Origin of the sequence: Nonomuraea sp. NPDC059023, from assembly GCF_042740095.1 — a bacterium.
Classification (GTDB): Bacteria; Actinomycetota; Actinomycetes; order Streptosporangiales; family Streptosporangiaceae; genus Nonomuraea.
On the sequence record NZ_JBHYIO010000011.1, the window covers coordinates 237,583 to 250,183 of the forward strand.

Here is a 12,601-nt window from a genome sequence, read left to right on the forward strand (position 1 = left end):
GGGGCCATCCGCCGCCCGATTACCTAAAGCTGACCTGGGAGGGGCATGTGGGGGATTCGGTCGTCAACCTGACCGTGCACGGCATCGGCGAGACCCGCCGGGCGCTCGATCCGGGCGAGGATCTGACCTGGGTGAGCGTGGAACGGTTCGAGCAGGTCATGGACGCGGTGGTGGGCCGGCCCGACGTGCGGATCACCTTCGACGACGGCAACGCCTCCGACCTGGAGATCGCGCTGCCGAGGCTGCTGGAGCGGGGACTGCAGGCGGAGTTCTTCGTGCTGGCCGGCGAGCTCGGCAAGCCGGGCCGCCTGGACGAGGACGGGGTGCGGACGCTGGTGGCCTCCGGGATGCGGGTGGGCTCACACGGCTGGGCGCACCGCGACTGGCGGCGCGTCTCGGCGCGCGAGGCAGAGCAGGAACTGGCCCAGGCGCACGCGGTGCTGAGCGAGGTGTCCGGGCGCCGGGTGTCGCGGGTGGCGATCCCGTTCGGCTCCTACGACCGCCGCGTGCTGGCCAGGCTCCGGCGGGCGGGGGTGAGCCGGGCGTACACCAGCGACGGCGGGCGGGCCAGGCCCGGCGGCTGGCTGCAGGCGCGCACCAGCCTCAAGCACGATCTGGACAGCGCGTGGATCGAGCGGGTCCTGCACGCCGGGACGTCGCTGCGCGATCTGGGCGCCCGCCTCTACAAAAGGACACGCCGTTGAAGCGGATCGCGGTGGTGATCGTCACCTACAACAGCGCCGACGTGATCGACGGCTGCCTGCGCTCGATCGTCGCGGGTTCGGAGGGCGTGAAGCTCATCGACGTGGTGGTGGCCGACAACGCCTCCAAGGACGACAGCGTGGCGCTGGCGAAGGCGGGCGGGGCGCGGGTGGTGGAGGTGGGCTCGAACGCGGGGTACGCGGCGGGCTTCAACGCCGCCGTCGCCGCGCTCGACCTGGGGGAACTGGACGCCGTCTACCTGATCAACCCGGACTGCCGGCTGCGGCCGGGGTCCATCCTGCCGCTGGCTGAGGCGGCCTGGCGGGGGATCGCGGCGCCGTACATGGTGAATCCGGACGGCTCGCTGCAGCCGTCGCTGCGGCGGATGCCGTCGATCGGCCGGGCCGCGGTGGAGGCGGCCATCGGCGGGATCAGGGCGGGCCGGCTGGGCAGGCTGGGCGAGCTGGTGACGCACCCGAGCGAGTACGCCGAAGCGCGCGAGGTCGCCTGGGCGACCGGCGCGGCGCTGTGCATGTCGGCGAAGATGCTGGCCGAGCTCGGTCCGTGGGAGGAGTCGTTCCTGCTCTACAGCGAGGAGACCGAGTACTGCCTGCGCGCCGCCGACCACGGCTGGGCCACCTGGTACGAGCCGGCGTCGGTGATCGAGCACATCGGCGGCGACTCGGCGGTCAACCCGTCGCTGGCGGCGCTGCTGATGATCAACAAGGTGACGTTGTTCCGGCGCCGGCGCGGCCCGCTGGCCGGGGGCCTGTACTTCCTGATCGTGCTGCTCGGCGAGGCGGCGCGGGCGCTGACCGGGCGCAGGACCTCGCGCGAGTGCGTGGCCTGGCTGCTGCGGCCGTCCCGGCGCTGGAAGAGCCTGCCGCAATGAGGCTGCTGCCCTTCCACGAGCTCACGCTGGAACAGCTCGACACCTGGCACGGGCTGCGCGCGGCCAATCCGGCGCTGGACAGTCCCTTCTTCCATCCGCGCTTCGCCGGGGCGGTGCACGCGAGCGGCCGGGCCGTGCACGTGGCCGTGGGCGAGGACGCGCTGCTGGCCTGCCATCGGATCGGCTCGACGCTGCGTCCCGCCGGGTGGCCGGGTGCCGACTTCCAGGGGCCGCTGCTGGTGCCGGGGACCGCCTTCGAGCCGCTGCGGCTGCTCGGCAAGGGGGTGACGGGGTTCGAGTTCGACCACCTGGTGGAGGGGGTGGCGGGCTTCGAGCGGTGGACGGTCACGCGGCGGGCCTCGCCGTACGTGGAGGTAGGGGGCGGGCTCGACGGCTACCTCGCGCGCGCGTCGAAGGCGGGCAAGGACAACATGGGGCAGGCGCGCAGGCGCGCGGCCAAGGCCGGGCGCGAGCTGGGGCCGGTGCGCTTCGCCGCCGACAGCCTGGACGAGGACGCGCTGGCTCAGGTGATCGAGCTGAAGCGGGCCCAGTACCGGGCGACGGGCGCGCGCGACTACTTCGCCGAGCCCGGCCGCACGGACCTGCTCAAGCTGCTCCTGCACACGCGCGAGCCGGATTTCTCGGGCATCCTGTCGACCCTGCACGCCGGCCCGCACCTGCTGGCCGCGCACTTCGGGATCAGGTCGGGCGGGGTGCTGCACTGGTGGTTCCCCGTCTACGACCCCGGCCACGCCAAGCTGGCACCGGGCTGGATCCTGCTGCGTGAGCTGGTGCTGGCGGCGCCGTCCCTGGGCGTGGAGCGCATCGACCTCGGGCGCGGCGACGACGAGTACAAACGCCGCGCCAAGACGGGCGAGACGACCGTAGGTCAAGGTCTGGTCACCCGCAATCCGGTACGGCGGGCCGCCCGCACCGCCCTGGAGCGGGTCAGGCCCACGCTGAGCCGGATGAAGCGCCGCCTAACGTAGCCGCCGCTCCAGCGGCCGTTCGACATACCGGTAGAGCGCCCACGAGGCGGCGAGCGCGAGCGCGAGCATGCCCGCCACCGCCAGCAGCACGACGGGAACCGGCCGGTCGCCACCGACCAGCCGCCCCGCCACTCTGATCACCGGCTGGTGGACGAGGTAGAAGGCGAAGGAGATCTCCCCCAGCCACACCATGGGCCGCGAGGCCAGGAACGAGACCCGCTCCCCCAGGTTGTCACTGGTCGCCGCGGCCGCGATCAGCAGCGCGAACGGCCCCGCCGTCCAGGCCACCCACCCCCAGCGCTCCCACACGAACGGCACCGTGGCATAGGCGGCCAGCGCGATCACCGCCGCGACCGGCAGGCCGGGCCCCCGCCAGCGCCCGGAGGCGACCAGCAACGCCAGCGCGATGCCCAGCGCGAACTCCAGTGCCCGCGTGACCGGGAAGATCCAGACGAACCAGTAGGCGATCTCGTCACCCATCGGCTGCGACAGCAGCGGCACCGCCCAGATGCCCGCGAGTATCCCGCCCGCCACCCAGCCCAGCAGATGCGCGGGCACCCGTCGCAGCAACGGCAGCAGCACCGGGAAGGCAGCGTAGAACGCGAGCTCGCACGACAGCGACCAGGCGGGTGTGTTGCCGCCGAAGTAGTAGGCCTCGACCGGCACCCAGCTCTGCAGCAGCACCAGCCCGCTCAGCGCGGGACCGGCGGAGACGGCGGCGCCGGAGACGGCCAGCAACGCCAGGACGGCGAGCCAGGTCAGGACGTGGTTGGGCAGGACACGCGCCGCCCTGCGCCGCCAGAAGACGCCGGAGGAGGTGCCGGGCCGCGCCGACCAGGTCAGCACCATCCCGGACAGGATAAAGAAGAAGGGGACACCGGCGGCGCCCGCGGAGAAAAGGGCGGACAGCACCGCCTTCAACGCCGGGTCGCTGGTGAGCCCGGCCGCGTGGATATGGAAACCGAAGACCGCGAAGGCGGCGATCCACCGTAACCCGGTCAGTGAATCCAGCCTCTTGCGAGTTACTACGAGCTCGCTCATCACCCGTAAATATCACGACCTGCCGCCTCTCGTAACGTTCCAAGCGCAGGTATCGATATCCGAGACGTGGGCGGGGGGATGCGCTGCCCTTGCTTGTCTGGAGGGCAGATGAGGATCAGCGTCTTCGGCCTCGGATACGTCGGCTGCGTCTCGGCCGCGTGTCTCGCTTCGATGGGCCACGAGGTCGTCGGAGTGGACGTCAATCCGGAGAAGGTCGAGCTCATCTCCCGCGGGCTCGCGCCCGTGGTGGAGGAGCGGATCGGCGAGCTCACGCGGGAGGTGGTGCAGGATGGCAGGCTGCGCGCCACCACCGACGCGGTCGCGGCCCTGGCGGCCAGCGACCTCTCGCTGATCTGCGTGGGAACGCCGTCGGCGGCGAACGGAAGCCTGTCGACGGCCTTCCTGGAGCGTGTGGCCGAGCAGATCGGGCGGGCGATCGACGGGACGCGCAGGCACACGGTCGTCTTCCGCAGCACCATGCTGCCGGGCACCTGCGCGGACCTGCTCGTCCCGATTCTGGAGCGCGCCTCGGGCCTGAAGGCGGGGACACATTTCGGGGTGGCGGTGAATCCCGAGTTCCTGCGCGAGGGCACCAGCGTGCGCGACTTCTTCGACCCGCCGAAAACGGTGATCGGGGAATCCGATCGCGAGACGGGCGATCTGGTCGCCGCGTTATACCGGGATTTACCGGGTGAGGTATTCCGCGTCCCGATTCCCGTCGCCGAGATGACGAAATATGCCGACAACGCGTTCCATGCGGTGAAAATTGGTTTCGCCAATGAGATCGGCGCCGTCTCCCAGGCCCTCGGCATCGACTCCCACCGTGTCATGGACATCTTCCTGGCCGACACGAAGCTCAACGTCTCCCCCGCCTACCTGCGCCCCGGCTTCGCCTTCGGCGGCTCCTGCCTGCCCAAGGACCTGCGCGGCCTGGTCTACGCCGCGCGCCGGGCCGACGTCTCCGTACCGCTGCTGTCCCACGTGCTGCCCGCCAACGAGGCGCACCTGCGGCGCGCGCTCGACCTGGTCATCGGCGCCGACCGGCGCAAGGTCGGGCTGTTCGGGCTGTCGTTCAAGCCCGGCACCGACGACCTGCGCGAGAGCCCGCTCGTCGAGATGGCCGAGCACCTGCTCGGCAAGGGCTACGACCTGCGCATCTACGACGCGAACGTCACCCTGTCGCGGCTGATGGGCGCCAACCGCGCCTACGTCGAGCAGCGCCTGCCGCACCTGGCCGACCTGCTCACCGACTCCGCGCAGGAGGTGCTCGACCACGCCGAGGTGTGCGTGGTCGGCTGCAAGGACCAGGCCGTGCTCGACGTGCTCACGCGCGCCGGGGACCGCCCGGTCATCGACCTCGTCCGCCTGCCCGACGCCGAGCGGCGGCGGGCTGAACCTGGATACGTGGGCCTTGGCTGGTAGGAAAGCGCTGATCCTTGTCGAGAACCTCTCCGTGCCGATGGACCGGCGCGTCTGGCAGGAGAGCACGACGCTGCGCGACGCGGGCTGGGAGGTGCACGTCATCTGCCCGCAGGGCGCCAAACAGGACACCGAGCCGTACGCCGTCATCGACGGCATCACCATCCACCGCTACCCGCTGACCGCCGCGACCGGCGGCCCCAAGGGCTACCTCAAGGAGTACGGCACCGCCCTGTGGCACACGTTACGCCTGTCCAGGCGCGTGGGCCCGGTCCACGTCGTCCACGGCTGCAACCCGCCCGACTTCTTCTTCCTCATCGCCCTCCTGGCCAAGCTGCGCTGGCGCAGCCGTTACGTCTTCGACCAGCACGACCTCATCCCCGAGCTGTACGAGTCCCGCTTCACCCGCGGCCGCGACCTGCTCTACCGGGCGGTCTGCGCCCTGGAGAGGGCCACCTACCGGGTCGCCGACGTCGTCATCGCCACCAACGAGTCCTACCGGCAGGTGGCGCTCACCCGCGGCGGCAAGAGGCCGGAGGACGTCTTCGTCGTCCGCAGCGCCCCCGTCGTCGAGCGCTTCCACCAGGTACCGCCCGAGCCCGAGCTGAAAAAGGGCCGCCCCCACCTGCTGTGCTACCTGGGCGTCATGGGACCGCAGGACGGCGTCGACTACGCGCTGCGCGCCCTGGCCAAGCTCCGTGACGAGCTGGGCCGCGACGACTGGCACGCGGTCTTCGTCGGCGGCGGCGACACGTTCGAGGCCATGGTCGAGCTGTCGAGGACGCTCGGGCTGGAGGACGTGGTGGAGTTCACCGGCCGCATCCCCGACGCGGACCTGCTGCGCTATCTGTCCACGGCGGACGTCTGCCTGGCGCCCGACCCGCTCAACCCGCTCAACGACGTCTCCACGATGAACAAGATCATGGAGTACATGGCGATGGCCCGGCCGATCGTCTCCTTCGACCTGCGCGAGGCCAGGGTCTCGGCGGGCGAGGCGGCCCGGTACGCGCCGCCCAACGACGAGTCGGAGTTCGCCAAGCTGATCGCGCTGCTGCTGGACGACCCGGACGAGCGCCGCAGGATGGGCGAGATCGGGCAGGCCCGGGTGTCGGGGCCGCTGTCCTGGGCGAACTCGCGTACCGCGCTGCTGGCCGCCTACGAGGCCGCCGTCGCCTCGTCATGAGCTCAGCGGCTGCTGGCGTCGGTTCCCCAGTCGGCGGGGCGGCCGCGCCGTACCCGGGTCAGGAGACGGTCGGCGAGGAGGACGGCGAGGTAGCAGCCGGCGTCGAGCACGCTCACCCGGCCGGCGCGCAGCAGCGCGCCCAGATCGCCCAGCCGCAGCGGCACAGCGTTGACCGGCCGGCCGAGGTCGGCGAGTTGCCGGTTGCCCAGCCGCACCCGCACGCGGCGGCGCAGGTGCGCGCGGACCGAGCGCGCGGGACGCACCACCGAGCTCGCTCCGTCCACGACCACGCGCTCGTGCGGCGCGAAGCTCGCGTGCACCCAGCCGTCGTCGGACAGCACGTCGGGCAGCGGGAAGACGCGGGCGTGCCCCTCCTTGCCCAGCGCGTAGACGCCGACGCCGGCCAGTGCGCGGTGCGGCGCCACGAGCGCGTCGTGCACGCGGTGCACCCGCCCGGCCACCCACGTGGCGCCCTCCAGATCCCAGACCGGCCTGGGCGCGGCGGCCAGCACGCCCGGCCGGGCCAGCGCGGCCGCGAGCGCGCGGGCGGAGTCCGCGTCGAGCCCCACGTCGGCGTCGGCGTAGATCCGCGGAAAGGCGCCGCAGGCGGCGTCGCCCATCCGCAACGCGTTGGCCTTGCCCGCAACCGGCGTCTCCAGCACCCGCACGCCGGGGCGCGCGGCGGCCGATACGGTGGCGTCGGCGCAGGCGTTGGCCACCACGATCACCTCGAACTCGCCCGGAGCCGCGCCGCCGAGCAGCCGGTCGAGTCCGGCCGCGATGACCGCTTCCTCGTTGTGCGCGGGGATGACGATGCTGGCGACGGGATTCACCTGTCGTTCCCTTCGGAAGGCCGACCATGAGAGTAGAGCGGACCGCCCTGGACGGGGTCCTGCTGTTCGTTCCGACACCGCACCGTGACGATCGGGGCCTGTTCACGCGGACGTTCGACGCGGTGCTCGCGGCCGAGCACGGCATCGACCCGGCCGCGTTCGTGCAGGACAGCCAGTCGCGCTCGCGCCGGGGCACGATTCGCGGAATGCACGGGCGGGCCGGGCGCGGTGAGGCCAAACTGGTGAGATGTGCGCGAGGGGCGGTCCGTGACATGCTCGTCGACATCCGGCCGGGTTCGCCGACGTTCGGCCGGAGCCAGGCGGTCACGCTCGACGACGAGAGCTTCGTGACCCTCTACGTGCCCGCTGGATTCCTGCACGGTTTCCAGGCCCTGACCGAGCAGACCGACGTCTGCTACCGCATCGACCGCGAGCACGACCCGTCCGAGGACCTCTCGGTCCGCTACGACGACCCGGACCTCAAGATCGACTGGCCGCTGCCCGCCGCGGCGGTCAGCGCGCGTGACCTCGCCGCCGGATCGTGGGCGGGACTGCTCGACCGCCTGACCTGAAGGAGTGGCTGCGATGCGACGGTTGTTCAAGGTCCTGCCCGTGCTCGCCGCGCTGGTGATGACGGCGGCGTGCACGGCCGCGGGCGGCCAGGTGCCGTCGAGCGGGGCCCTGACCCCGCGGGGCGGGCCGACCGTCACCGTCACGGTGACCGCCTCGGCGAACCCGTCGCCGAGCGCCTCCCCGCTGACCGGCACCGGCAAGCCGCAGCCGACGCCCAAGGCCACGAGCAGGCCGACCGCGCTGGGCCCGCGCCAGGTCGTCGCGCCCGACGGGCGCGCCTGCCCCGACCACCCGACGGCCGCCTGCACCGGCGTGCCGCCCGGCACCAAGCTCACCGAGGCCGTGCTCAACGACAGCGGCCAGGCCCACCGCGTCGACATGGCCGGGCGGCGGCTCGACCGCGTGCACATCAAGGGCGACCTGGTCGTCCTGGCCGACGACGTGGTGATCACCAACAGCGTGATCGACGGCCGCATACTCAACGAGAAGGACAGGAAGCTCAAGCGCTTCACGATCAGCGACAGCACGGTCGGCCCCGAGCAGGGCTGCGACAGCCTGCCCGGCATCGGGGACGGCGAGTTCACCGCGGTCCGCGTGCACGTACGCAACCACGGCGACGGCATCCGCTTCTCCGGCGACAACATCGTCGTCCAGGACTCCTTCATCGACCTGTGCTCCAACCCGAAGGACCACTCCGACGGCATCCAGGGCTACTACGGCAGAAGCAACCTGTTCTTCGACCACAACACCATCGACCAGCGCGGCGTCGTCGACCACAACGCGCCGATCTTCATCCCGCGCACGCAGAACCCCGACGCGGAGAACGTCGTGATGACCAACAACCTGCTGATGGGCGGCACGTTCAGCATCCAGCTCTGGGACATCGGCGGGTACGTGATCTTCCGCAACAACCTGCTCGTCGACAACACCTGGGACTACAAACCGGCGGAGGTCGAGTGCGCCACCGTCGACTGGCGCGACAACAAGCTCGTGACCATCGACGACGCCTACCGGGTGACCGGGGTGGTCGGGCCGCTGGACTGTATGGGCTGAGCCTCCTGCCTGGCGACGCGCAGCAGCGCGCCGCAGGCCCCGATCAGCAGGAACATCAGGCCGGTCACGGTGGCGAAGGCGAGCAGGTCGAAGGTGGCCGAGGCCACGATCGGGGCCAGCATGACACCGCCCAGTGTGAGTCCGAGGTCGCGGACGTGCGGGTCCTTGCTGAGCCTTCTGGCCCATAGCCCGGCCGCGATGCCCAGCGCCATCATGATCACGTAGATGGCGGTGCCGATCAGGCCCAGGTCGATGGCGGTCTGCATGTACTGGTTGTCGAACACCTGATATTTCGGGAAATACCAGCTACCGGTGCCGCGCCCCAGCCACAGATGTCGCTCGATCTCGGCGATGGCGATGCCGTAGTCGTGCGTGCGGTACTGCACGCTGGAGTCGGTGAAGAAGTTGACGAACAGGTCGAGGAAGGTGCCCAGCAGGCCGGGCACCGCCACCTTCATCACCGCCAGGAAGCCGGCGAGCACGGCCAGCGCCCGCAGCCGCCGCTTCCACGTCCATCCGCACACCAGCACCGCGCCGATCGCCACCAGGCTCAGCACCGCCGAGCGCGAGACCGAGAACATCAGCCCGGCCCCGATCATCGCCGTACACGCCCACCAGCGCAGGTACGGCTGGCCCAGGGCCTTGGCGCGCAGCGCGTAGTGCGCGGCGATCGGCAGCAGCATCGCGCTGATCACGCCGAACTCGATCGGGTGCGCGGTGGTCGCGGCGACCCTGCGTACCGAGCCGCGCTCGAAGACGTACAGGTCCTCCCAGCTCAGCCGGAGTCCGGGCAGCACCAGGTAGCGCGTGATGTCGAAGCCGGTCACGAACTGGATGGCGCCGATGACGCCGATGATCGCGCCACCGGCCACCGCCGCCTTCAGCACGAGGTTCAGCCGCTCGATCCCGCGTACGCCGTCGCAGACCAGCAGCCCGATGCCCAGGTTGGCCAGCAGCAGGAAGAGGTTCTGGTCGGCCAGGTTCAGCTCGTCGGAGGGCAGCCAGTGGTAGGTGCCGTAGCCGTAGCTGACCAGGTTCGCGGTGAAGAACAGGAACAGGCCGGAACGTGCCATGTTGCGGCCTTTGGCCGCGCCGAGCGTGGTGGTCAGCTGGGTGATCAGCCACAGCACCAGCCCGATCATGCCGATGATCGCCGCCGGCGTGACCGACAGCGGCAGCCCGCGCACGATGAGCGCGGCCGGCGTCGTCAGCAGGATCACGATGTAGATGCAGGCGATCGTGGCCCCGTCGGCGCGCGGGCCGGCGAACATCCCGTCGATGTCGGCCACCTGCACCGGCCGGTGCCCGTTGAGGCTGGGCAATCCGGTGGGCCGGAAGTCGATGGCCATGGTCAGGGCACCCGCTCGGGCATGACCACCTCGGGCAGGCCCGCGTCCTTGGCCACCCGCCTGCGCCGGGCCAGCGCGAAGCTCTCCGCGGCGTAGGCGGAGGTCAGCGCGGCCATGCCGCCGAGCGCCAGCGCCACGACCATGGCCCGCGACTTGCGGGCCAGCCGGGGCTCAGGCGCGGTGGGCGCCACGACGTCGGTGACCACGATGTAGGTCGTGGCCGGGGCCGCGACCTGCATCTCCCGCTCGCGCAGCTCCACCCGCGCGCGGGCGCTGACCCGCTGCACCAGCTCACGCGACAGGTCCGGCGACGGGCTCTCCACCTCGATGTACACCAGCGGCCCGTTGGCCATCGCCTCCAGGTTGCTGCTGCCGTTGTTGACGCTCAGCTCGACCGCGCCACCGGGGGGCGCGCCCAGTTCGGTGGCCACGTCGGGCGAGTTGAGCGCGGCGATGAGGATCGAGGCCGTGGCGGTCAGCCCGCGCTCGGTGACGATCAGCGGGTTGAGCTCCGGGTTGGGCTCCTTGGGGTTGTACGGCAGCACCCCGCCGTTCTTGGGCAGGGTCAGGGCGATCACGGCGTTCGACGCGTACTGCACCGGCACCGTGCGGTAGACCGCGAGCGAGGCGAAGATCGCCAGCGCGAACGCGGGCAGCACCACGTACCAGCGCCGGAACAGCACGCCGATCGTGCTCCAGAAGTCCATGGCGCTCCCGTCAGCCGCCGCGCTCGGTGGCCACGGCGTCCTCGGGCTCGCTGTCGTCCTCCGGCTCCTCCGCCTTGGCCTTGCCGTTGCCGTTGGAGGTCTCCTCCGCGACCACGGCGGGGAAGGAGTCGGTCGGCATGTCGTCCTCGTCCGCGACGGGCTCCGGGCGTCTGTCCGGAATCTGCGCGTGGACCACCAGTTCCTTCTCCGGTACGGCCGGCGCCCGCGCCACCCGCCGCCGGGCACGACGGCGCTCCAGCCCGTACACGATGCTGATGCCGAGGAACATCGCGATCACGAAGCCCATCGCGGCGCCCATGAACTTGTCCATGGCGTCCGACTCGGGCGGTGTGGGCGGCACGATGTCCATGAGCACCACGTACGTGGCCGTCGGCGCGCCCAGCTCCCGTTGCCGGCCGTCGAGCTCGCGGATCAGCCGCTCACGCGCCTTGGCCACGACGTCGGCCGACGCCCTGGCCGAGGTGCTGGTGGCCTCCACGTAGAGGAACGGCCCGTCCATGCCGATGAGCCGGGGGCTGGTGCTGCCGTCGTTGACGACCAGCTCGGTGGGCCCGTCCTTGGGCGCGCCCAGCTCGGCCCGCGTCTCCTCGACGCTCAGCGCGAGCACCAGCGTGGCGACGGCGGTGCTGAGCCCCTCGGTCTGGATGAGCAGCGGGTTGCCGCCGCCGCCCGGGTTGACCGCGTTGCGGTTGACGATGCCGCCGTTGACCGGCGGGGACACCATCATGATGGTGCTCGACATGTAGCGGACCGGGATGACGGCGAAGGTCGCCGCCGCGACGCCTACGGCGGCCAGGGCGACTGGGATCCCAATGCGCTTCTGCAGGAGGAGGCGCAGGAGCGCCTTCCAGAAATTCACGTGCCGGTCTCCCCCTCAGTGCCCGGGACGCAGGCCCCCAACACGATTTCATCGTTCCAATGGGGCTTGTCGTTACATAGCACGCGCGGCTTCCGGTATCCGCTCAAGGTCGCTCGCCCGCATGAAATCGCCCAGCGTGGTGCCGCTGCACTCGGCGTCCACGTTCGGGGCGCCCCTTCCGGCCAGCACGTCGTCCAGGTTCACGGTCCGGAAGTCGACGCTGAACCTGGTGCGCCCGGAGGTGTTGGGCACGGTCGAGTGCAGTTGCGCGCCGGAGAACATCACGATCCCGCCGGGCTCGGGCACGATCCTGATCTCGGGCTGCAGGTCGAGCGGTTCCTCCGGCTTGGGCTGCTCGCGGGTGTCGGAGTGGATGTGGCGCGCGGCCGTGGGCCGGCCGACGCGGTTCCACTCGCCGTAGTCGTAGCGGGCGCTGCCGTTGGCCACGGGCCGGTCGAAGTAGCGCGGGTGGAAGGCCATGACGTTCTCCGGCACCACCTCGAACACCGGGATCCACCAGTTGACCTGGCTGAAGGGCGCCGAATACCAGCAGTCGCGGTGGGCGTGGTAGGCGTAGGAGATGCCCGAGTCGAGGTAGCGGTCGGAGGTGGACGTCCGTAATCGGGGGACGTCGAAGTAGGTACGTTCCAGGTTCATGCCCATCTCCTCGAAGATCCTGGGCAGGATCTCCTTGCACCGCGGGTGGTGGATGAACCGCGGCTTCAGATCGGACAGCAGTCCGGCGAACTCCTCCACGGGCATGTCGAACTGCGCGGTCTCCGGGTCCCGGCCCGCGAAGGCCTCGTCGATCAGCTCTCGCGCGAACCCGATCAGCTCGGTCGAGGCCGCCGTGGCCGGAAAGGTGAAGATCTCCCCCTTGAAGATGAGATCCCGGCGAGCGTCGTCGTCAAAAGTGCTGCTGGAGAAGACTGACGTCATGGGTTGAACTTTCTCGTGCTCCCCGCCCCAATTAATTGCTA

General features: G+C 70.9%; 13 protein-coding genes. 7 read left to right on the plus strand and 6 right to left on the minus strand.

All coding sequences use genetic code 11. The features are described from left to right. The first annotated feature begins 47 nt into the window (after nucleotides 1–47). The 3 genes from ACFWYW_RS21085 to ACFWYW_RS21095 are packed head-to-tail and all read left to right on the plus strand — an operon-like array spanning nucleotide 48 to nucleotide 2,583. Complete coding sequence (locus ACFWYW_RS21085; protein WP_379615366.1) at nucleotides 48–704, plus strand: polysaccharide deacetylase family protein; 657 nt, start codon at nucleotides 48–50, stop codon at nucleotides 702–704. Beyond that, nucleotides 701–1,594: a glycosyltransferase family 2 protein gene (locus ACFWYW_RS21090; protein WP_379615368.1), complete on the plus strand. Its 894-nt coding sequence runs from the start codon at nucleotides 701–703 to the stop codon at nucleotides 1,592–1,594. Before ACFWYW_RS21085 ends, ACFWYW_RS21090 begins: the two co-directional genes overlap by 4 nt. Then, nucleotides 1,591–2,583 (plus strand): GNAT family N-acetyltransferase, encoded by a 993-nt coding sequence (locus tag ACFWYW_RS21095; protein WP_379615370.1) that lies wholly within the window; start codon nucleotides 1,591–1,593, stop codon nucleotides 2,581–2,583. Before ACFWYW_RS21090 ends, ACFWYW_RS21095 begins: the two co-directional genes overlap by 4 nt. On the opposite strand, the gene ACFWYW_RS21100 is transcribed toward ACFWYW_RS21095, so the two are convergent. Continuing rightward, on the minus strand, nucleotides 2,575–3,624 hold the full coding sequence (locus tag ACFWYW_RS21100) for an acyltransferase family protein (protein WP_379615372.1): 1,050 nt from the start codon (nucleotides 3,622–3,624) through the stop codon (nucleotides 2,575–2,577). The genes ACFWYW_RS21095 and ACFWYW_RS21100 overlap by 9 nt on opposite strands. 108 nt (nucleotides 3,625–3,732) lie before the next feature. Here ACFWYW_RS21100 and ACFWYW_RS21105 point away from each other — a divergent pair, with 108 nt between their 5' ends. Both ACFWYW_RS21105 and ACFWYW_RS21110 read left to right on the plus strand, forming a co-directional pair. Next, nucleotides 3,733–5,046 (plus strand): nucleotide sugar dehydrogenase, encoded by a 1,314-nt coding sequence (locus tag ACFWYW_RS21105; RefSeq protein ID WP_379615375.1) that lies wholly within the window; start codon nucleotides 3,733–3,735, stop codon nucleotides 5,044–5,046. Beyond that, a complete protein-coding gene (locus ACFWYW_RS21110) occupies nucleotides 5,036–6,226 on the plus strand; it encodes a glycosyltransferase family 4 protein (protein ID WP_379615377.1) in 1,191 nt (396 codons plus the stop codon). Before ACFWYW_RS21105 ends, ACFWYW_RS21110 begins: the two co-directional genes overlap by 11 nt. Before the next feature lie 2 nt (nucleotides 6,227–6,228). Here ACFWYW_RS21110 and ACFWYW_RS21115 read toward each other — a convergent pair whose 3' ends face one another. Beyond that, nucleotides 6,229–7,059: a glycosyltransferase gene (locus ACFWYW_RS21115; protein ID WP_379615379.1), complete on the minus strand. Its 831-nt coding sequence runs from the start codon at nucleotides 7,057–7,059 to the stop codon at nucleotides 6,229–6,231. Between the two features lie 26 nt (nucleotides 7,060–7,085). On the opposite strand from ACFWYW_RS21115, the gene ACFWYW_RS21120 reads away from it, so the two are divergent. Both ACFWYW_RS21120 and ACFWYW_RS21125 read left to right on the plus strand, forming a co-directional pair. Beyond that, the gene (locus tag ACFWYW_RS21120) at nucleotides 7,086–7,631 is read left to right on the plus strand and encodes a dTDP-4-dehydrorhamnose 3,5-epimerase family protein (RefSeq protein ID WP_379615381.1); all 546 of its coding nucleotides are present in this window, start codon (nucleotides 7,086–7,088) and stop codon (nucleotides 7,629–7,631) included. A 13-nt stretch (nucleotides 7,632–7,644) separates the two neighbouring features. After that, nucleotides 7,645–8,685: a hypothetical protein gene (locus tag ACFWYW_RS21125; RefSeq protein ID WP_379615383.1), complete on the plus strand. Its 1,041-nt coding sequence runs from the start codon at nucleotides 7,645–7,647 to the stop codon at nucleotides 8,683–8,685. Here the strand turns inward: ACFWYW_RS21125 and ACFWYW_RS21130 are convergent. The 4 genes from ACFWYW_RS21130 to ACFWYW_RS21145 all read right to left on the minus strand — a co-directional run bounded on the left by ACFWYW_RS21130 (nucleotide 8,640) and on the right by ACFWYW_RS21145 (nucleotide 12,560). After that, nucleotides 8,640–10,034 (minus strand): O-antigen ligase family protein, encoded by a 1,395-nt coding sequence (locus tag ACFWYW_RS21130; RefSeq protein WP_379615385.1) that lies wholly within the window; start codon nucleotides 10,032–10,034, stop codon nucleotides 8,640–8,642. The genes ACFWYW_RS21125 and ACFWYW_RS21130 overlap by 46 nt on opposite strands. A 2-nt stretch (nucleotides 10,035–10,036) precedes the next feature. Beyond that, a complete protein-coding gene (locus ACFWYW_RS21135) occupies nucleotides 10,037–10,741 on the minus strand; it encodes a hypothetical protein (RefSeq protein ID WP_379615387.1) in 705 nt (234 codons plus the stop codon). Nucleotides 10,742–10,751: 10 nt separating this feature from the next. After that, entirely contained in the window at nucleotides 10,752–11,621 is an 870-nt protein-coding gene (locus ACFWYW_RS21140) for a hypothetical protein (RefSeq protein WP_379615389.1), read from the minus strand. A gap of 72 nt (nucleotides 11,622–11,693) precedes the next feature. Continuing rightward, a complete protein-coding gene (locus ACFWYW_RS21145; RefSeq protein WP_379615391.1) occupies nucleotides 11,694–12,560 on the minus strand; it encodes a hypothetical protein in 867 nt (288 codons plus the stop codon). Nucleotides 12,561–12,601 lie beyond the last annotated feature (41 nt).

Excerpts from the sequence above, each read along its gene's own strand:
- ACFWYW_RS21125 (WP_379615383.1), top strand. The coding sequence starts at position 7,645 with ATGCGACGGTTGTTCAAGGTCCTGCCCGTGCTCGCCGCGCTGGTGATG.
- ACFWYW_RS21135 (WP_379615387.1), bottom strand. The coding sequence starts at position 10,741 with ATGGACTTCTGGAGCACGATCGGCGTGCTGTTCCGGCGCTGGTACGTG.
- ACFWYW_RS21120 (WP_379615381.1), top strand. The coding sequence starts at position 7,086 with ATGAGAGTAGAGCGGACCGCCCTGGACGGGGTCCTGCTGTTCGTTCCG.
- ACFWYW_RS21145 (WP_379615391.1), bottom strand. The coding sequence starts at position 12,560 with ATGACGTCAGTCTTCTCCAGCAGCACTTTTGACGACGACGCTCGCCGG.
- ACFWYW_RS21095 (WP_379615370.1), top strand. The coding sequence starts at position 1,591 with ATGAGGCTGCTGCCCTTCCACGAGCTCACGCTGGAACAGCTCGACACC.
- ACFWYW_RS21105 (WP_379615375.1), top strand. The coding sequence starts at position 3,733 with ATGAGGATCAGCGTCTTCGGCCTCGGATACGTCGGCTGCGTCTCGGCC.
- ACFWYW_RS21130 (WP_379615385.1), bottom strand. The coding sequence starts at position 10,034 with ATGGCCATCGACTTCCGGCCCACCGGATTGCCCAGCCTCAACGGGCAC.
- ACFWYW_RS21100 (WP_379615372.1), bottom strand. The coding sequence starts at position 3,624 with ATGAGCGAGCTCGTAGTAACTCGCAAGAGGCTGGATTCACTGACCGGG.